The 18,957-nt window shown below is 71.7% G+C and carries 11 protein-coding genes and 1 pseudogene; 6 read left to right on the top strand and 6 right to left on the bottom strand.

The genetic code is table 11. From position 1 onward, the window contains the following. Window positions 1-311: 311 nt before the first annotated feature. The 4 genes and pseudogenes from KOD61_RS12655 to KOD61_RS12640 form a co-directional block, all read left to right on the top strand. A pseudogene (locus KOD61_RS12655) lies at window positions 312-1,112 on the top strand (ribonuclease H-like domain-containing protein); the annotation flags it as partial. Between the two features lie 49 nt (window positions 1,113-1,161). After that, on the top strand, window positions 1,162-1,461 hold the full coding sequence (locus KOD61_RS12650; protein WP_215219001.1) for an I78 family peptidase inhibitor: 300 nt from the start codon (window positions 1,162-1,164) through the stop codon (window positions 1,459-1,461). A gap of 146 nt (window positions 1,462-1,607) precedes the next feature. Next, on the top strand, window positions 1,608-2,036 hold the full coding sequence (locus tag KOD61_RS12645; RefSeq protein ID WP_215219000.1) for a ribonuclease domain-containing protein: 429 nt from the start codon (window positions 1,608-1,610) through the stop codon (window positions 2,034-2,036). Then, window positions 2,033-2,470, top strand: a complete 438-nt coding sequence (locus tag KOD61_RS12640) for a barstar family protein (RefSeq protein ID WP_215218999.1) — start codon at window positions 2,033-2,035, stop codon at window positions 2,468-2,470. The genes KOD61_RS12645 and KOD61_RS12640 overlap by 4 nt, the downstream gene beginning before the upstream one ends. 3 nt (window positions 2,471-2,473) lie before the next feature. Here the strand turns inward: KOD61_RS12640 and KOD61_RS12635 are convergent, their stop codons facing one another. Continuing rightward, complete coding sequence (locus KOD61_RS12635; RefSeq protein ID WP_215218998.1) at window positions 2,474-3,355, bottom strand: 5'-nucleotidase, lipoprotein e(P4) family; 882 nt, start codon at window positions 3,353-3,355, stop codon at window positions 2,474-2,476. A gap of 224 nt (window positions 3,356-3,579) precedes the next feature. On the opposite strand from KOD61_RS12635, the gene KOD61_RS12630 reads away from it, so the two are divergent. Continuing rightward, window positions 3,580-6,726 carry an autotransporter domain-containing protein gene (locus KOD61_RS12630; protein WP_215218997.1) on the top strand — a complete coding sequence of 1,049 codons (3,147 nt, stop codon included), beginning with the start codon at window positions 3,580-3,582 and terminating at the stop codon, window positions 6,724-6,726. A 161-nt stretch (window positions 6,727-6,887) separates the two neighbouring features. Here KOD61_RS12630 and KOD61_RS12625 read toward each other — a convergent pair whose 3' ends face one another. The 3 genes from KOD61_RS12625 to KOD61_RS12615 all read right to left on the bottom strand — a co-directional run bounded on the left by KOD61_RS12625 (window position 6,888) and on the right by KOD61_RS12615 (window position 14,691). Next, window positions 6,888-8,780, bottom strand: coding sequence for a S8 family peptidase (locus KOD61_RS12625; RefSeq protein ID WP_215218996.1), 1,893 nt, complete (start codon window positions 8,778-8,780; stop codon window positions 6,888-6,890). A 53-nt stretch (window positions 8,781-8,833) separates the two neighbouring features. Continuing rightward, the gene (locus KOD61_RS12620; RefSeq protein WP_215218995.1) at window positions 8,834-12,340 is read right to left on the bottom strand and encodes a YadA-like family protein; all 3,507 of its coding nucleotides are present in this window, start codon (window positions 12,338-12,340) and stop codon (window positions 8,834-8,836) included. Window positions 12,341-12,699: 359 nt separating this feature from the next. Next, a complete protein-coding gene (locus KOD61_RS12615; RefSeq protein ID WP_215218994.1) occupies window positions 12,700-14,691 on the bottom strand; it encodes a UvrD-helicase domain-containing protein in 1,992 nt (663 codons plus the stop codon). Window positions 14,692-14,777: 86 nt separating this feature from the next. Here KOD61_RS12615 and KOD61_RS12610 point away from each other — a divergent pair, with 86 nt between their 5' ends. Beyond that, entirely contained in the window at window positions 14,778-15,398 is a 621-nt protein-coding gene (locus tag KOD61_RS12610) for a thymidine kinase (RefSeq protein WP_215218993.1), read from the top strand. A 3-nt stretch (window positions 15,399-15,401) separates the two neighbouring features. On the opposite strand, the gene KOD61_RS12605 is transcribed toward KOD61_RS12610, so the two are convergent. Together KOD61_RS12605 and KOD61_RS12600 are read right to left on the bottom strand one after the other, a co-directional pair. After that, on the bottom strand, window positions 15,402-18,266 hold the full coding sequence (locus tag KOD61_RS12605) for a serine/threonine-protein kinase (RefSeq protein WP_215218992.1): 2,865 nt from the start codon (window positions 18,264-18,266) through the stop codon (window positions 15,402-15,404). A gap of 49 nt (window positions 18,267-18,315) precedes the next feature. Continuing rightward, the gene (locus tag KOD61_RS12600) at window positions 18,316-18,876 is read right to left on the bottom strand and encodes an ECF-type sigma factor (protein ID WP_215218991.1); all 561 of its coding nucleotides are present in this window, start codon (window positions 18,874-18,876) and stop codon (window positions 18,316-18,318) included. Window positions 18,877-18,957: the final 81 nt, after the last annotated feature.

The raw sequence follows: 18,957 nt of genomic DNA, 5'->3' as shown, positions 1-18,957 counted from the left end.
CGATCGCGGCTGAAGCCGCTCCTACAGGCGGGACGTTGCCCGGCGGGACCAGTCCCGACCCTGTTTGATGTCCCGCCCCGCCGTAGGAGCGACGCGAGTCGCGACCCGCCGAACGGCCGAAGCGATGTACAGGTCGCGACTTGCGTCGCTCCTGCGCGCGGTGGGGGTGCGCCACGTTCGCGTGGCCCCACCGGACCCCTGCGTCGCATGAGGCCCGCATGAGCATCACACTCGACAAGCTGCGCGCGCTCAAGCGCGAGGCCGGTGCGCCGTCGCGTCCGGCGCCGACCGCGGTCGTGCGCGACCGGGCGCCGGCCGCGCCTGCCAACACCTCGATCGAATCACTGCGGCGCTTGCTGGGCGTGCGCGAACGCAAGCCGGTCGCCGCGGCATCGCGGGCGCCGGTCGACCGCCGCCTGCCCGGCGAGGAAATTGCGCCGGGGTTGCGGCTGATCGAGCACTGGCTGCCGTTTGCCGCGCCGGCCGACGCGCTGCCGCTCACGTTCGCCAAGCGCGATGACACCGTGGATCCGCGCGACCTGCTGTTCTTCGACACCGAGACCACCGGCCTGGCCGGCGGCACCGGCACGCGTGCGTTCCAGATCGGCGCGGCCGACTGGCACGCGCATCCGCTGCACGGCGATGGCCTGCGCGTGCGCCAGTTGCTGATCACCACGCTGGCAGCGGAAACGGCGATGCTGCGGGAGTTCGCCGGCTGGCTGTCGCCGACCACGGTGCTGTCGAGCTACAACGGTCGCTGCTACGACGCGCCGCTGCTGAAGACGCGTTACCGGCTGGCCCGGCTGCCGTGCCCGATCACCCCGCTCGACCACGTCGACCTGCTCTTCCCGACCCGCAGGCGCTACCGCGGTGTGTGGGAGAACTGCCGGCTGGCGACGATCGAGCGCGAGCTGCTGAAGATCGCGCGCGAGGACGACCTGCCCGGCTCCGAGGCACCGGCGGCGTGGCTGTCCTACCTGCGCGGCGGACCGTCGACGCTGCTGCGGCGCGTGTGCGCCCACAACCACCAGGACGTGGTGACGCTGGCCAGGCTGATGCTGCGCCTGGCCGAGGTGGAGGATGCCGCGGCGCCCGTCGCGTTTACATCATGAACACGCGGGCCACCGCAGGCTCCCCCGGACGCCGTACCGGAGCCCCGCCATGACCCGACCGCCGCTGATCCCCGTTGTCGTCCTGCTGCTCTCCGTCGGCGCCTGCACCACGATGCCCCCGGTCGACGTGCCGCGCGACCCCGCCACCGTCTGCGTCGCCGACGATGCTTCCTGGGCGATCGGCCGCGCGGCGACCGCCGAGGTCGTCGAGCGTGCGCGCGTCGACAGCCACAGCAACGACGTGCGGGTCATCGAACCCGGCCAGGCCGTGACGATGGACTTCCGCGCCGATCGGCTCAACATCGACGTCAACGAACGCGGCGCGATCAGCGGACTCCGCTGCGGCTGAAGCCGCGGCTCCGCGGTGAAGCTGCCGCGTCACTCCCGATCGCTGTAGGAGCGGCTTCAGCCGCGATCGGATAATCGTCCGCCCGAACCGCCGCGGACGCCGGCGCCTTGCGGCTAGACTCTGGCCTTTCCCGAACAGGACAGGCCGTGCGATCCAATCGCCCCCTCTGGCTGCTGGCCGCGGTCGCGCTGGTCGCGCTGTGGTTCGGTTTGCAACAGACCGGCCCGGACGGCCTGTCCGCGCCCGGCGCCGACTCGCCGCAACGCGAGCTCCCGCGTGATGCGTCGGCGGGGCTGCCGGCGTTCCTGCCACCCGAAGCCGGGCCGGTGCTGGATGCCATCGCGAGCGGCGGCCCGTACGCCTACCGCCAGGACGGCGGCGTTTTCCAGAACCGCGAGCGCCTGCTGCCGCAACGGCCACGGGGGCACTACCGCGAGTTCACCGTCGACACGCCCGGTTCGCGTGACCGCGGGGCTCGCCGCATCGTGACCGGTGGCGACCCACCGACCGAGTACTACTACACCGACGACCACTACCGCAGCTTCCGTCGTTTCGACCCGGTGGGGGCGCCATGAATGCGATCGACCTGCGCGCACTGCTCGCCGACCCGGTGCAGTCCGGCGCGTACTTCATCGACGACCGTGACACCGCCGCGATGGCCCAGGCCGGCACCGCGCTGGACTTCGGGGTCGCCCGGATCGACCTGTCCGGCTGCGGCGACAAGACCGAACTGCTCGCCCGGCTGGCGCGCGGCCTGCAGTTTCCATCGTGGTTCGGCGGCAACTGGGACGCGCTGGCCGACAGCCTGGGCGACCTGGCGTGGTGGCCGGCGCCCGGTTACCTGCTGATGGTCGAACAGATCGGTGGCCTGCGCGAGGCGGACGACGACACGTTCGCGACCCTGCTGTCGATCCTCAACGAGGCGGCGGAGGACTGGCGCGAACGCAACGTCGCGTTCTGGGCACTGCTGCCGTTGCCAGCCGACGCGCTGGCCGCGCTGGAAACCTGACTGTCAGCGGGCGGGGTCGAGCGCCCTGCGCTTGGCTTCGCGCCGCTGCTGGGGCGACTGGCCCCAGTCGTTGTCGAAAACAGCCGGCTGCCAGTCGCCGTAACTGGGGTTGGGCAGCATCCACCAGCGCTCGCCGAACCATTCGCCGTGGGTCGCCATCAGGGCGGCGCGGGCATCCGGCGTGTTGGGCTCGACCGCGGTGAAATCACCCAGCTGGTCGCCGAACTGGAACAGCACCCGGTAGTCGCGTCCGGCCAGCCGGCGGCGGCAGGCCTTGTCGCCACTGTCGGCCGACGCGCATCCCTCCACCACCGTGCCCTTGCCCAGGAACACCGCATCGCTGGCGACCGGCAGGCCGACCGCGCGCAGGTTGTCCAGGGTCGCGTCCTGCATCGCCTCGGTGCGGTTGCTGATGTAGACGATGGTGACGCCGCGCGCCTGCGCCGCCTGTGCGAACGCGAGGACGCCCGGGATCGGCGTCGCCCGACGCTCGTCGACCCACGCCGCCCAGGTCGCCGAGGCGTACTCGCCGCCGTCGAGGACCAGCCGCGCCTGGTACGGCGAGTTGTCCAGCACGGTCTCGTCGACATCGACGATCACCGCCGGCGGCAACCCCATGGCCGGGTTGCCGCGTTCGGCTGGCAGCAGTGCATCCCACCGGGGGTCGGCCAGGGCGTCGTCGAGCCGGTCGGTGGCCGCGCGCCAGGTCTGCAGCGCGGCGGCGCGGTACTCGGCGGAAGCCTGCATCCACAGCACGGCGTTGAGGTTGTCGTCGGCCGCCACCGTCACCGCCGCGGGGCGGTCTTGGGGGGCCTGCGGCGCGGTGTGCCGGCACGCGGGCAGGACCAGCAGGATCAGCAGCGGGGACAGCAGGTGGATGCGCATGGGGTGGCCCGGTGGCTCAGGAAGCGCTCCAGTTTAACGACGCCCCGGGGCGGTCCGGAGCGAGGCCTGCGTCGCAGTTTCAACGCGTGGACATTCACAATTTGTTCACGTATACAACGGGGTTCGCGTCCGGCACGGGGATGTACGCCGCGCGCTCCATTCGCATCCTTCCGGCGCTGATCCAGGTACCGGCAGGCGTTTTTCGTTCACACGCAAGGACCCGCATGAGCAAGCACGCACCACGTTCCCACTCCGGCCTTTCCCGCTCTTCGCTTTGCCGCGCCATCGCCACCTGCCTGCTGGCGGGCGCCATGTTGCCGGCAATGGCACAGGACGCCGCGCCTGAAGAAGACCCCGGCCAGGTCGGCGATGCCGCCAGCTGGCGCACCGACGAGTTCATGGCCGACTGGGGCCTGGGCGCGATCGGCGCCGAGTACGCCTACGCGCGTGGCCTGACGGGCCATGGCATCCGCCTGGGCGTGTTCGACAGTGGCGTGGCGCTGGACCACGCGGAATTCGCCGGTGGCGACCACATCGGCCTGAAGTTCGGCGACCCGGGCTGCAGCAACCTGACCGATCTGTGGGGCTGCTTCTATTCCGATGGCGGCCAGGCCTCGGTCGAGGGCTATCTGGCGCCCGATGGTTACGTGTGGGGCAGCGGCAACGCGCTCGACCTGGAATACAACGCCCACGGCACCCACGTCGGCGGCACCATGGCCGCCGCGCGGAACGGCAGCGGCATGCACGGCGTGGCGTTCGGCTCCGGCCTGGTCTCGGCGCAGCTGTTCACCAACCGCCTCAACGAATACTTCTTCGGCCCCAACGGGCTGGACAGCAATGTCCACGGCACCAGCCCGAGTGACGAAGCGCTGGCCGACATGTACGCGCAGATGGCCGCCAACGGCGTGCGCGCGATCAACCACAGCTGGGGTTTCACCATCCCGCTGGACTCGGCGGGCTTCGCCGACTTCGTCTATGACGCCCTGGGTGCCGGCTTCTTCGAACCCTACGCGGCCGGTTCGCGCGACCACGGCATGCTGCAGGTCTGGGCCGCCGGCAACGGCGGCGATGATGGCGTTGCCGGCAACGGCACCGGCTACTACGCCGGCGTCACCGCGACGCTGCCGCGCTGGCTGCCGGAGCTGGAGGCCTACTGGCTCAGCGTCGCCAACATGAACCTCGACGGCGAGATCGACGGCTCGTCCAACATCTGCGGCCTGAGCATGGACTGGTGCATCACCGCGCCGGGCACGATGATCGCCTCGAGCGTGGTCTGGGGCGAGCTCAGCGGTGAAGTGGTGGTCGGTGAGGACGGCAGCCTGACCCTGGAGTTCGAGGACCCGAACCGCCAGCTCGGTTATGCCTACTACACCGGTACCTCGATGGCCGCGCCGCACGTCACCGGCGCGCTTGCGCTGCTGATGGAGCGCTACCCGTACCTGGACAACGCACAGATCCGCGACGTGCTGCTGACCACCGCGCGCGACATGGGCGCCGCGGGCGTCGACGAGCTCTACGGCTGGGGCCTGATGGACCTGCGCAAGGGCATGGAGGGCTACGGCCAGCTGCGCGTCGACACCGACATCGTCATGGACCGCCGCGCCGGCGGCGCCAAGGTGTGGGAAGGCGAGGCGTGGGACGACTGGACCAACGACATCGGCGGCCCCGGCCGCATGACCAAGTCGGGCATCGGCTGGCTGCGCCTGAGCGGCGACAACAGCTTTGCCGGCCTGACCGTCACCGACGGCGTGCTCGAGCTGACCGGCAACAACGCACTGGGCGACACCGTGGTCGACGGTGGCCTGGCCTGGGTCGCGGCCGGCGGCGTGCTCGCCAACGCGGCGACAGTCAACGGCGGCTGGCTGCAGGTCGACGGCACCCAGTCGGGCGCGTTGCGGGTCAACGGTGGCGGTGGCCTGCGTGGCATTGGCACGGTCGGCAGCACGGTCGTCGCCGGCACCATCGCGCCGGGCAACTCGATCGGCACGCTGTCCGTCGCCGGCGACTACACCCAGCTGGCGGGCTCGTACTTCGACGCCGAGCTGGGCGCCAGCGGCAGCGCCGACCTGATCTCGGTCAGCGGCGTCGCCGACCTGCAGGGCGGCACGGTGCGGCTGTTCGGCACTCCGGGCGTGTTCGACATCGGCGCCAGCTACACCCTGCTCGAGGCCTCCGCGGTCAACGGCACGTTCGCCGGCGTGAGCCGTGGCGCGTTCTCGCCGTTCCTGGGGTTCAACCTGGGCTACGGCGCCGACGTAGTGACGCTCGACGTGGTCCGCGCGATGGCGCTGGCCGAGGCCGCCACCACGCCCAACCAGCGCTCGGTGGCGCGCGCGGCCGATGCGATGGCCGATGACGCGGCGCTGCTCGGCTCGCTCGTGCAGCTGTTCCCCGAACAGGCACAGGGCGCGTTCGACCTGCTCGGCGGCGAGTTCCACCCCGCCGCACGCGCGGTGCTGGTGGAGGACGCCCGCATGGTGCGCGAGGCCGCGCTTGCGCGCACCACGCCGGTCCTGTCGGCGCTCGACGACGATGCCCCGGCGACGACGGCATGGGCCGAGGCGTTCAAGAGCGGCGGCAGCATCCATGGCGACGCCAACACCGGCCGTGTCGAGCATGACGCCAACGGTGTACTCGTCGGCATCGAGCACCGTTTCTCCGGTGGCTGGCAGGTCGGTGCGCTGGGCGGCACCGGCCGCACCGACATCGACCTGCGGGCGCGTGCGTCCAGCGGCGACGTCAAGCAGCGCCACCTCGGCGTGTACGGCGGCAACCAGTGGGGCGGGCTGTCGCTGCGCGCCGGCCTGACCCGCGCCGACCAGGAGATCGACGGCGAGCGCTACGTGGCCTTTGCCGACGTCGACCAGTTCCTGCACACCGAGTACGACGCCACCACCACCCAGGCCTTCATCGAGGGTGGATACGCGTTCGGTCGCCAGGCCTGGACGCTGGAGCCCTACCTGCAGGTCGCGCGCGTGGACGTGGACACCGACGGGTTCGTCGAGGACGGCGGCAGTGCCGCGCTGGCCGGCAGCGATGCCGAGACCCGCGCGACCCTGTCGACGGTCGGCGTCCGCTTCGACGTCGGCCTCGGCGGTGCGCAGCAGTCGGCGAGCGGCCTGCACCTGCGCGGCGGCCTCGGCTACCGCCACGCCTCCGGCGACCTGGTGGCCGAGGGCGTGCACGCGTGGGACGACGGCACTGCGTTCACCGTGACGGGCGCGCCGCTGGCGGAGCGCTCGACCGTGCTGGAAGCCGGTGTGGCCGCACGGTTCGGTGCCCGCAGCCTGCTGGAGTTCGGCTACAGCGGCCAGTACGCCGACGAGGCCCGCGACCACGGCGCCAACGTGCGGTACTCGCTGAAGTTCTGATCCACCGGTTCGTGCGGTAGCGGCAGGGGCGGCTTCGGCCGCCCCTGTCGTTTGTGGGGGCCGCAACGGCGACCACGCGCCGGCAACCTTCCAAATAAGAGCCCCGGCCGGAGCCGGGGCATCTGGCCGCGTCCCTGCGACCACACATGACCTCTCGTGCGTCAGTCCACCCGGGCCTGCAGGGTCAGTCCGTCGAAGGCGGTCTCGCCGACCACGCGGATGTAGTACGCCGCGGCGGCGGGGTTACGCACGCGGACCGTCTCGCTGTTGCCGGGGCGGCTCGAGCGGAACTCGTAGGCATCGCCGGCCGGCGGCTCGCCGCTGCTGACGTACACGCTGACGTTGCCGCTGCCGCCGTGGCTCATCACGTTGAGCAGGCGCGCGCCGTCCGCCACCTCGATGCGGAACAGCAGGCTGTCGCCTGCGCCGCCGGACAGGCTGCGTACCGGAACCTTGTTGGCCAGCTCGGTGGCGTCGTCGCCGTCGTCGCCATCGTCATCGTCATCGTCATCGTCATCGTCGCCGCCGCCGCCGAGTGCCAGCGCGATCGCGGCCTCGGCGTCGAGCAGGCCACTGCCGATCTCGCGGTCAGGCGCCGCCGGGAACGCACGCGCGCTTTCGACGAGGATCGCCTCCAGCTCGGCCGGTGTCCTGGGCGCCTGGCCGGCACCGACCACCGCGCCTTGCACCAGCGCCGCGACGCCGGCCACGTGTGGCGAGGCCATCGAGGTGCCCGCCATGCCGACGTAGGTCGGGGTGCCGAGGTCCGGCGAGGTCGCCGAGGTGTTGGTCGCCTGCCAGACGTAGCCACCCGGATTGCCGTCGACGCCGCCACCGCCGCCGGGGCCGGCCAGGTCCACGCGCGCGCCGTAGTTCGAGTAGCTCGCACGGCCGCCGGTGATGCGGCTGGCACCCACCGCGACCACGTTGTCGCAGCTGGCCGGGGTGAAATTGGCGGCGTCGCCGTTGCTGTTGCCGGCCGCCACCACGACGGTCGCGCCCAGGGCGGTGGCCGTGTCGACCGCGGCCTGGCTGAGCGGTGAGCAGCTGCCGCCACCGCCGAGGCTGAGGTTGATCACCTCGGCCGGGTGGGGATTGGCCGGCACCCCGGGTACGGTGCCGCCGGCGGCCCAGACGATCGCGTCGGCGATGTCGGAGGTGTAGCCGCCGCAGCGGCCCAGTACCCGGACCGGCAGCACCTGCGCGTCGTGGGCGACGCCGGCCATGCCGATCGCGTTGTTGCTCAGTTCGGCCACGGTGCCTGCGACGTGTGTGCCGTGGAACGAGCTGTCCGACGCCGGCCTGCCGGCCGCGCATTCGTCGGCGGCTTCCCAGTCCCCGTGGTCGTAGGCGCCCGGCACGCGGGCGTCGGTTGCGCGGCGCGAGACGAACGCGTCGGTAATGAAGTCGTAGCCCTCCAACATGTTTGCGTCCATGTCGGGGTGCGGCACGATGCCGGTGTCGAGTACCGCCACCACCACGCCTTCGCCAGTCGATGCGTCCCACGCGGCCGGGGCGGCGATGCCGCCGGTCGCGTCATGCAGGTGCCACTGGTATTGCGCGAAGTACTCGTCGTCGATGTCGAGCTGTGGTTGAGCCGGCATGGCGCGGCGTGGCCCGGGCAGGCCGGTGTGGCGCAACATCCGGTCGACCTCGACCGAGCGCACCGCCGGGTCTGCCGACAGCTCGCGCACCAGCGCTTCAAGCTCGGACCGGTCGAGCCGGTGCGACAACCGCAGCAGGTCGGCGCCGAGCGCGAGCGGGCGGACGTGGCGCGCGGTCGGTATCGGCCGGCGGGCGTCGGACTGGGTGCGGATGATGCGTCCGCCGTGGGCGCGGCGGGCGGCGGCGTCAACCGCCTGCAGCTTGAGCGCGCGGTCGGCGCCGGCGTCGCGGTACCGCACTATCAGGCGCGCACCGTCCTCGGCGGCGGGGGTGGTCCGGGTTGCGGGGCGGGTTTCCAGGGGCGCGCCGGCGTGGGCGGCCGGTAGGGCCAGGGCGGTGGCGATCATCGAGGCCAGCAGGCCGATGCGCAGGTGCTTGTTGCCAGTCATTTCCATTCCTTTTGGTTGATTGGTCGAACGTGTGGTTGCGTGGTCGGCGCGGATCACCAGCCGAAGCCGACGCCCGCGCCGACCGAGGTGTCGTCACCGCTGAAGGCGCCGCCGAAGGTCACCGTGGCCCGCTCCGACAGCGCCCGCTGGTAACCCAGCGACAGCGCGGTGGCGCCGTTCTGGAAGCCGACGCCGACGCCGACGCGGTTGTCGGTGTCGATGCCGGCCGCGCTGGTGGCCATGTTGACCATCGCCGCACTCATCGCGCCCATCTGGTCGATGCGGTGCTCCTGCTGGTTGAAGCGCGAGTCGACCTCGCCGCGCAGCGCGGTGAAGTCGTCGTTGAGCAGGGTGAAGCGGCTGTCGGTGTACGCGTTGGCCGAGTGCAGCGTCTGCGTGGCGGTGGTGTCGGTGTAGTCATTGGCCGACTGCAGGGTCTGAACCGCCGCGGCATCGGTGTAACCGTTGGCTGACTGCAACGCCTGCGCAGTGGCGTGGTCGGTGTAGCCCTGCGCACTCGCCAGCGTTCCGGCGTCGCCGGCCTGTACCGGGTTGGCGCCGGCGCTTCCGTGGCCGATGCCCGTGGCCGGGGTGTCCGCCGCCGGGAGCCCCGCCACGCCGGCAGTACCGGTGGCCGGCGACGACGGCTCCGATTCGGCCGTCGTGGTCGAGCCACGCCGGGGCGGCACGGGTTTCCTGTCACGGTTGCCGGGGATCCCGTCGATCTCCTCGGCCAGTGCGCTCAAACGCTGGTCGACCGCGGCGAACGCGCTGCCGATGTCGCCGTAGCTGCTGCCCTGGATCAAGTAGCTGGGTGGCGCGAACACGCCGCCGCTGAAGCCGGCGCCGCCACCCAGCACCGCCGCGACGGACTGCAGCTGGCCAAGGTTGGCCGCGTCGAAGGCCTCGGTGCCGGCGGCCACGTTGGTGATCTGCCGCTGGAACGCCGAGTTGTAGTCGTCGCCCGCACTACCGACCGAGATCGTGTTGGCGCGGTCGGCCAGCGACCCGGCCCCGAGCGCGACACTGTCGTAAGCGTCGTCGTTGACGTAGGCGTTGGTGCCGATCGCCACGCTGCTGTCGGCGCCGGCGGTCGCGCCGAAGCCCAGTGCAGTGGAGTAGCCGCCGTCCGCGACGGTCAGGCTTCCGACCGCGGTGTCGCCGATCGACTCGTAGTACTCGCTACCGGCCACCGCGCCGTTGCCCAGCGCGGTCGCGCCGATGCCGTGGGCCGCGGTGAGCATGACGATCTGGCCCGGCGGGAATCCGATCACGGCGCCGAGGTCGAACATGCCGCCGGCGGCGTAGCTGTAGTCACCGGTGGCACGGGTCCCGGCGCCGTAGCTGGCGGAGAACGCGCCGCTGGCCTGGCTCATGAAGCCGGTGGCCACGCTCGCATCCCCGCTGGCCAGTGACTGGCTACCGAATGCCAGCGTGCCGGTCCCGGTGGCCTGCGCCTGCGAACCCAGCGCGACGCTGGCGCCGCCGGTGGCGATGGAACCACTGCCCACCGCGGTGGCCCCCGCGGCGGTGGCTTGGCTGCCGGCGCCGTAAGCGCTTGCGTCACCGTGGTCGGCCAGCGCGTTGAAGCCGGTCGCGGTGGCGCCGTCGCCAAGTGCGAAAGCTCCCGATCCGAACGCGCCCGCGCCCGCACCGATCGCGCTGCTGGCCGAGCCGAACGCGCTGCTGTAGTCCCCTTCGACCAGGGCGTCCGCACCGGCGGCGATGGACTCCTCGCCGAGCACGATCGCCTCACCGGCGCCGGTCGACTCGAAGTGGATGTCGGTCGACTTGGCGATTTCACCGAGTTCGCGCAACTGCGCGACATTGACCGCGTCGGTGTCCTCGACGCCGGCGGCGACGTGGGTGATCTGGCGCTCGCCGCCTTCGATCCCGACCGACACGCTGTCGATGCGGTCGGCCACGGAACCGGCGCCGAGCGCGACGCTGTTGGCCGCTTCGGCGTTGGCGCCGTAGCCCAGCGCGGTCGAGTCGGCTTCCGCCGCCCACGATGCCGCGCCCAGCGCGGTCGAGCCGGTCGCCTCGGCCGTGCTCAGCCAGCCGATCGCACTGCTGGAGTCGCCACTGGCCCAGGCGCCATTGCCGAAAGCGGATGCCTGCGCGCCGCTGGCCTCTGTCGAGAACAGCCCGGCCGCACTGCCACCGACCGCGGTGCTCTCGTTGCCCGAGGCGATGCTGGCCTCGCCGATCGCGGTGCTGCTGGCGCCGCTGGCCTCGGCCGAAGCGCCGACCGAGGTCGCCAGTTCGCCTGACGCGACCGCGCCATAGCCCAGCGCCGAGGACAGGAAGCCGGAGGCGCTGCTGAAGCCGCCGAACGCGCTGGCGCCGTCGCCGCCGGCGCTGCTGCTGAATCCGACCGCGCTTGCCTGCACGCCGGCCGCGCTGGCCGCCGCGCCGCCGGCGGTGCCGAACCCGCCAGCGGCCTGTGCCCCGGCCCCGAGCGCGGTCGCGCCTTCGCCCGCGGCGACGGTCGACTGGTCGAGCAGGACGGTGCCGTCCTCGTCCTCGACATACAGCTGGCCGCCCAGCGCGGTCGACGAGTCCCCCGTCGCCTGTGCCTGGCTGCCGTTGGCGACGCTGTTGGCGCCTTCGGCTACCGCGTTGAAACCATTGGCGCTGGCGTAGTCGCCGAGCGCGAACGCGCCGGAACCGAACGCCGACGCGCCCAGGCCCAACGCACTGCTGGCCGAACCGATCGCGGTCGCACGGTCGCTGCCCGCGTAGGCGTCGGCGCCGACGGCAACCGCCTGCTCGCCGTCGACGATCGCCTCGGCCTCGCCACTGGCCTTGAACTGGCGCGCGGTTGCATCGGCGACGTCGGCCACCGCCTCGAGCTGGGCGAGGTTGACCGCGTCGGTCGCCTCGGTGCCCGCGGCGAGGTGGGTCAGCTGGCGCTCGGCGCCTTCGCTGCCGATCGACACGCTGTCATCGCGGTCGGCGACCGAACCGCCGCCAAGGGCGACGGCGTTGGCCGCGCTCGCGCTGGCGCTGTAGCCGACCGCGGTGCTGTTGATGCCACTGGCGGTGCTGCCGGCACCGAGCGCGGACGAGTAGAAGCCGCTGGCCTGGCTGTTGGTGCCGAACGCTGACGCGGCGTAATCGGTCGCGCTGCTGCCGGCGCCCACCGCGGAGGCGTTGATGCCATCGGCGCTGCTGCCGCTTCCGACGGCGGTGGCGTTGACGTTGACGGCCCGGCTGTCGGCGCCGATCGCCGTGGTGGCAGAGCCGGTGGCACTGCTGCCGGCGCCGAAGGCCGAAACCTTGTAGCCGAACGCCTTGCTGCCCGCACCGACCGCGGTGGCGGCCTCGCCCATCGCCATCCCGCCGCGGCCGCAGGCGAGGCTCTTGTCGCCGTCGGCCAGGGCCGGGGCGGTAGCGTCGGTCAGGCAGACCTCGGCGGCGGTCGCCGGCAGTGCCGCCAGCGAAAGCGCGGTGGCCAGAGCCAGTGAGAGCGGCGTCAGCCGCGTATGTGGCCCGGACGACGGGCGTGCGGAAAGTGCAGAAGCGCGCAACGCAGGCGCGCTGTTGGAGACGAGCATGGTGATTTCCCTATGTGTGCGTCCATTCAGAGCGCGCGCCTGCTGGCGTGCCTCTCCCCAGGTCGACCTGTCCGCCCGTCCCCGCGCAACACAGCGGTCCCTCATGGACCAGGAGCGCGGGGGCGTTGCCGTGTCACCGCGAACGGTGGACCGGCGGCGGCCAGTACGACGACGCGGCCGTCGACGACGTCCGCGTTGCCCATAGCGATATCACGAACACGACAACGAAGTGAACAGAACGCTGCCGCATGGCGTCACCGCGCGACGTTCGCGACAGTGCCTACGGGGCGGCAGCACGCGTTCGCCCGGATGCCGGGATTACCGGTTTGATGCGCCGCAGCATGGCCGCGGCGGCGGAATCAGCTGTCCAGCAACGCCCGGATCGCGTCGAAGCCGGCCTTGGCGCGCTCCTGCTTGCGCGCCGCGTCCGCGACCGGATCGGCGCCGTCGCGCTGGACCTCGTCCGCCGGCAGCTCGTCGAAGAAGCGGCTCGGCTTGAGTCGCAGCAGGTCGCCCCACTTCTGCGCCTGCCTGGAGTACGACAGCCACAGCTGTTCCTTGGCGCGGGTGATGCCGACGTAGAGCAGGCGGCGCTCCTCGTCGATGCGGCCTTCCTCGATGCTCGCCTCGTGCGGCAGGTTGCCGTCGTCGACACCGACGATGAACACGTAGCGGAACTCCAGGCCCTTGGCGCCGTGCAGCGACATCAGCCGGACCTGGTTGCCGGCGTCGCCCTTGTCCGCGTGCGACAGCAGCGCCAGCTGGGCGGCGAGCTCACCCGGGCCGGCACCGCCGCGGCGGTCGGAGGCGCCGTCGAACCAGTCGGCCAGTTCCTCCAGGTTCTGCTTGCGCCGCTGGTAGCCGGCCTCGTCCTTGCACTGGGCGCGGATCGACTGCAGCAGCCCGGACCGCTGGGCAAGCTCGCGCACCAGCTCGGCCGGGGCCAGCCGGCGGGCGTCCTCGCGCAGTCCGCGGATGATGGTCGCGAACCCGTCGAGTGCGTTGGCCGCCCGCGGCGGCAACTGCTTGAGTGCGCCGACCGATTCGATGGCGCGCGACATCGGCATGTGGGCGTGCTGCGCCAGCTCGGCCAGCCTTGCCAGCGTGGTCGCACCGACCTCGCGCTTGGGCGAGGTCACCGCGCGCAGGAAGGCCGCGTCGTCATCGGGGTTGGCGACCAGCCGCAGCCACGAAAGCGCGTCCTTGACCTCGCCGCGCTCCAGGAACGCGGTGCCGCCGGTCAGGTGGTAGGGAATGCGCAGCAGCTGCAACGCCTTCTCCAGCGCGCGCGACTGGTGGTTGCCGCGGAACAGGATGCAGAAGTCGCTCCACGGCGCCTGCTTCGCGGTCGCGGTGTACTGGATCTCGGCGGCGACCTTCTCGGCCTCGTGCGCGGCGTCGCGACACTCCCAGATGCGGATGCGCTCGCCGTCGGCCTGGTCGGACCAGAGTGTCTTGGGGTGCTCGTGCGGGTTGTTCGCGATCAGTGCATTGGCCGCGCGCAGCACGCGGTTGGAGCAGCGGTAGTTCTGTTCGAGCTTGACGATCTTCAGGTCGGGATAGTCCTGCCCGAGCGCGAGCAGGTTGTCCGGGTTGGCGCCGCGCCAGGCGTAGATCGACTGGTCGTCGTCGCCCACGCAGGTGAACAGCCCGCGCGGCCCGGCGATCGCCTTGAGCAGGCGGTATTGGGCATCGTTGGTGTCCTGGCACTCGTCGACCAGCAGGTAGCCGATGCGCTCGCGCCAGGCCAGCGCGCACTCGGGATCGGACTCCAGCAACTGCACCGGCAGCCGGATCAGGTCGTCGAAGTCGACCGCGTTGAAGGTGCCCAGCCGTGCCTGGTACAGCGCGTAGACGGTGGCGGCGTCGACCTCGCGCGCGCTGCGCGCCTCGGACATCGCCTGTTCGGGCGACAGGCCGGCGTTCTTGGCGCGCGAGACCAGGTTGCGCATGTCGTCGAGCGCGTCCGGCTTGGTGCCGGTGCCCAGCAGGTCCTTGATCTGCGCCGCGCTGTCATCGCTGTCGAAGATCGAGAAGCCCCGGCGCAGGCCCAGCTTGGCGTGCTCGATCTGCAGGAACTTCAGCCCCAGCGCGTGGAAGGTGCAGATGGTCAGCCCATCGGCGGCATCGCCACGGATGCGCTTGGCGACGCGCTCGCGCATTTCCTTGGCGGATTTGTTGGTGAAGGTAATCGCCGCGATCCGCTTGGCCGGCATGCGGCCGGACGCGATCAGGTGGGCGATCTTCTCGACGATGACGCGGGTCTTGCCGCTGCCCGCGCCGGCGAGCACGAGCAGGGGGCCGTCGGTGTGCAGGACGGCGGCGCGCTGGGGGGGGTTGAGGCCGTGCATCGAGACGCGGGGAACCGGTGGTGCGGCCCGGCATTCTACCGGTCGCACCGGCACGGCACGGCGAGTGCCGGCGCTAAACTGCGCCGATGGCGAAGCTCTACTTCTACTACTCGGCGATGAACGCGGGGAAGACCACGACCCTGCTGCAATCGGCGCACAACTACCGCGAACGCGGCATGCGGGTGGCGATCCTGGCCCCGCGGCTGGACGACCGCGCCGGCAGCGGCACGGTGGCCTCGCGTATCGGCCTCAGCGCGGAGGCGGTCGCCTTCGCCCCCGACCAGGACCTGCTGGCGCTGGTGAAGTCCGACATCGCCGCGCACGGCCGACTGCACTGCGTGCTGGTCGACGAGGCCCAGTTCCTGGGAAAGCCGCAGGTCTGGCAGCTGACCGAGGTCGTCGATGCGCTTGGCATCCCCGTGCTCTGCTACGGGCTGCGCACGGATTTCCGCGGCGAGCTGTTCGAGGGCAGCCAGTACCTGCTGGCCTGGGCCGACGAGATCAGCGAGATCAAGACGATCTGCCACAGCGGCAGCAAGGCGACCATGAACATGCGCGTCGACGCACAGGGACGGGCCGTGCGGGAGGGGCCGCAGGTCGAGATCGGCGGCAACGAGCGCTACGTTTCGGTGTCGCGCCGCGAGTACAAGAAAGTGATGGGCGGCGAAGGCACGATCGAACCGCTACAGGCGCCGCTGCCGCTGTAGCGTTCAGCGGGCGGACGCAGCGCCGGCCAGCGAGCGCGGGGCGACCGGCAGGTCGCAGCCGGCACGGATCGCGGCGAGTTCGCGGCTGATCACGCCACCCTCGGGTTGGGCCTGGCGTACCACCGCGTCCAGCCGGTCCAGCTCCTGTGTGGCCGCGGCACGCCCGGTGCCGGTGCAGCGCAAGGCCGCCGCGCGGGCGCCGGCTTGCCACGTCAGCTGGCGCAGTTCGAGCTCGCCACCGGGCAACGCCGCCAGCGCGTCGAGCCGGGCCATCGCGGTATCGACCGACATCGCATCGATGGCGCTGCGTGCGTGGTAGGTCGCCAGCACCAGTTCGGCGCGACGCGTTTCCGGATGCGCATCGCCCAGGTAGCGGCGTGACTGTTCCAGGCCCTGCCCCAACCGTTCCAGGCCGCTGTCGGCGGGCCCGAGCGACAGTTCGACCACGCCGAGCAGGCGCCTCGCCTCGCCGACGCGCGCGTGGTCGCCGGGCTGGTGACGCTGGCGCAGCTCCAGTGCTTCCAGCAGCAGCGGATGGGCAGGGCGGTCCTGGCCTCCCTGGTGCAGCACCGTGCCCAGGTCGACCAGTGCGTCGGCGATCGGGCCCGCTGCACCGGTACTGCGTCGCAGCGCGAGGGCACGCCGCAGGGCCGTGGTGGCGGCCGGCAGGTCGCCGCGTTCCCACGCCAGCCGCCCGAGCCGTGCATAGCCGTCAGCCAGCACCGGGTGGTCGTCGCCATGCCGACCGGCGAGCTGTTCCTGGACCGACTCCAGCCGCGCGATGGCTTCCGCGTGCCGCCCCTCGTCGGCCAGCACCGACGCCAGCTGGCGCTCCACCGCGAGCGTCGTCATGTGGCCGGGGCCGTTGAGGTCGGTGGCAATGGCAAGCGCTTCCAGCAGCTGCTGCCGGGCCGGCGCCAGCTCGCCGCGGGCACGGTGCAGCCGGGCGAGGTTGCGGTGGATGTCGACCAGCAGCGGGTGGCGGTCACCGGCCTCGGCACGCAGCTTGCGGCGGGCGGCGTCGAACTCGACAAGCGCGGTGTCGGTCTGCCCGGCGTCGGCGTAGAGGCCGGCCAGGTCCATCAGGTTCTCGACTTCGCCGACCGGGTCGGCGTGGTGGGTGCGGCGCAGCGACAGCGACCGTTCGAACAACTGGCGTGCGCCCTGCAGTTGGCCGCCCGCGCGGCGGCAGCGGCCAAGCTGCGAGTAGAACTCGGTGACCTGGGGCGGCAGCTGGGCCTGCTCGCGCTGTGCCATGGCCAGCGAAGGCTCCATCAACGCCCGGCATCCGTCGTCGTCGCCCAGCATCCGCAGCACGCGGCCGCGCTGCGTCAGTGATTCCAGCTGCAGGCTGGGCGGTGCATCGGTGCCTGCGATGAGTGCCGCCTGCCGCTCGAGCAATGCGCTGGCCTCGTCGTAGTCGCCCAGCCCGGTGCGCAGCCGCGCTATGACGCCGAGCAATTCGGCCAGCGCGCGTGGCTGTCGCGCCAGCTCGCGGTCGCCGCGCTCGACCGCGGTGGCGAGCAACTGGCGCAGGTTGAGCGGATCACCGTCGCGCGTACCACCGGCGCGCTCGAACACACCGACCATGAAATCCTGCATCGCCTGCGCGCGCGCGGCTTCGCGCACCGCCTCGCGCGCCTGCCAGGCGACCACGCCGAGCGAGGCGGTCAGCACCAGCGCGACCAGCCCGCCGCTCCCCAGTGCCCAGCGGTGGCGGCCGATGTACTTCGCCATCCGGTAGTTGAGGCTCTGCGAGCGGGCGTGCACCGGGCGCCCGGCGGCGTGGCGCTGCAGGTCCTGCGTCAGCGCCTCGACCGACGGATAGCGCTGTTCCGGCGTCTTGGAGAGGGTCTTGAGGACGATGTTGTCGAGGTCGCCGGCCAACATCCGCGCACGGCGCCGCATCGCCGGGGCATCGGGATCGTTCCGACGGGCGTCGGCGGTCCTTTGCAGCGCAAGCGACGGACGCAGCGGGTCGCCGGTGAGGATCGCCTCCTCCCAAGCCGCGTCGCTCTCGCGCTTGGGCCGGTAGGGCTTCTGGTCGGACAGCAGCTCGTACAGCACCACGCCCAGCGAGTAGACGTCGGTCATCGTCGTGACCGGCTCGCCGCGGATCTGCTCGGGCGCGGCGTAGTGCAGGGTGAACGCGCGCACGCCGGTGCGCGTCTGCTCGGGGGCGGGGTCGGTGTCGAGCAGCTTGGCGATGCCGAAATCGAGCAACCGGACTTCGCCGGCCGGCGTCACCAGGATGTTGGACGGCTTGAGGTCGCGGTGGACGATCAGGTTGGCGTGCGCGTGGCTCACCGCTTCGCAGATCTGGCCGAACATCCGCAGCCGCGTCTCGACCGGGGTGCGGTGCTCGCGGCAGTAATCGGTGATGGGGGCGCCGTCGACGTGCTCGAGCGCCAGGTAGGGCAGGCCGTCGGCACTGATGCCCGCGTCCAGCAGCCGGGCGATGTGCGGGTGCGCGAGCCGCGCCAGGATCTGCCGCTCGCGGGTGAACCGCACGCGCAGGTTGGTGTCGGCCAGCCCCGGTCGCAGCAGCTTGAGCGCGACCCGCCGCTGGTACAGCCCGTCGGCGCGCGCGGCCAGCCAGACCTGACCCATGCCACCCTCGCCGAGCAGGCGCTCAAGCCGGTACGGGCCGACCTCATTGCCCGGCAGCACCCCGCGTTGCGGCGAGACGACCGGCTCGGAGAGGAAGTCCTCCTGGCCGACCTCCAGCGCGATCAGGGCTTCGAGCTCGACCGCCAGATCCGGATCGTCGGCGCGCAGCTCATCCAGCCGCCGCGCGCGGTCGTGCGCTTCCAGCTCGAACAGTTCGTCGAGCAATGGGGAAAGCCGTTGCCACCGAGTGGTATCCATCGTTGCATTGGCACCCGTGCCGCGCCCGCGCCCCGTCGCGGCTGGCGGCTCAGTCCTTCAGCGACGCCAGCAGGAATAGCCGCGCCTTCTGCCAGTCGCGCCGGATGCTGCGTTCGGAGCGTTCCAGCAGCGCGGCGATTTCCAGTTCCGACAGGCCGGCGAAATAGCGCAGCTCGACCACCTGCGCCAGCCGCTTGTCGACGTCGGCCAGCCGCGTCAGCGCCGTGTCCAGGCCGAGCATGTCCTCGTCCAGCCGCAGCCCGCCCTCCAGGTCCTCGGGCAGGTCGGTGACGCGGTGCAGGTTGCCGCCGCGCTTCTGCGCAAGGCGCTGGCGCGCGTAGTCGACCACCACCGATCGCATCGCCGAGGCGGCGTAGGCGAAGAAGTGCGCACGGTCGTCGAAGCGCGCCTCGCGCCGGCCGGCGAGCTTGAGGTAGGCCTCGTGCACGAGTGCTGTCGCGTCCAGCGTCTGGCCGCGTTGGCCGGCGAGCTGTCGCCGGGCCATGGTGTGGAGTTCCTGGTACAGCGTGGCCAGCACGCTGTCGAGCGCGCCGCGGTCCCCGTCCCGGGCTGCATCCAGCAGTTGGGTGATCTCGGCCGTGCCGGACATCCTGTGACCCCCGTCGCAATTGTCCGGACTATAGCGCTCCATCCGAGCGCGTGCAGCCACCCGTCGCCCGGAAAGTGGCGG

Origin of the sequence: Lysobacter luteus, assembly GCF_907164845.1 — a bacterium.
Lineage (GTDB): Bacteria > Pseudomonadota > Gammaproteobacteria > Xanthomonadales > Xanthomonadaceae > Novilysobacter > Novilysobacter luteus.
Note: the sequence above shows the minus strand (reverse complement) of the source record. Positions and strands in the feature narration are given on the sequence as shown.

Coding starts and splice junctions, on each gene's coding strand:
- KOD61_RS12650 (WP_215219001.1), top strand. CDS start 1,162: ATGACCCGACCGCCGCTGATCCCCGTTGTCGTCCTGCTGCTCTCCGTC.
- KOD61_RS12640 (WP_215218999.1), top strand. CDS start 2,033: ATGAATGCGATCGACCTGCGCGCACTGCTCGCCGACCCGGTGCAGTCC.
- KOD61_RS12635 (WP_215218998.1), bottom strand. CDS start 3,355: ATGCGCATCCACCTGCTGTCCCCGCTGCTGATCCTGCTGGTCCTGCCC.
- KOD61_RS12630 (WP_215218997.1), top strand. CDS start 3,580: ATGAGCAAGCACGCACCACGTTCCCACTCCGGCCTTTCCCGCTCTTCG.
- KOD61_RS12625 (WP_215218996.1), bottom strand. CDS start 8,780: ATGACTGGCAACAAGCACCTGCGCATCGGCCTGCTGGCCTCGATGATC.
- KOD61_RS12620 (WP_215218995.1), bottom strand. CDS start 12,340: ATGCTCGTCTCCAACAGCGCGCCTGCGTTGCGCGCTTCTGCACTTTCC.
- KOD61_RS12615 (WP_215218994.1), bottom strand. CDS start 14,691: ATGCACGGCCTCAACCCCCCCCAGCGCGCCGCCGTCCTGCACACCGAC.
- KOD61_RS12610 (WP_215218993.1), top strand. CDS start 14,778: ATGGCGAAGCTCTACTTCTACTACTCGGCGATGAACGCGGGGAAGACC.
- KOD61_RS12605 (WP_215218992.1), bottom strand. CDS start 18,266: ATGGATACCACTCGGTGGCAACGGCTTTCCCCATTGCTCGACGAACTG.
- KOD61_RS12600 (WP_215218991.1), bottom strand. CDS start 18,876: ATGTCCGGCACGGCCGAGATCACCCAACTGCTGGATGCAGCCCGGGAC.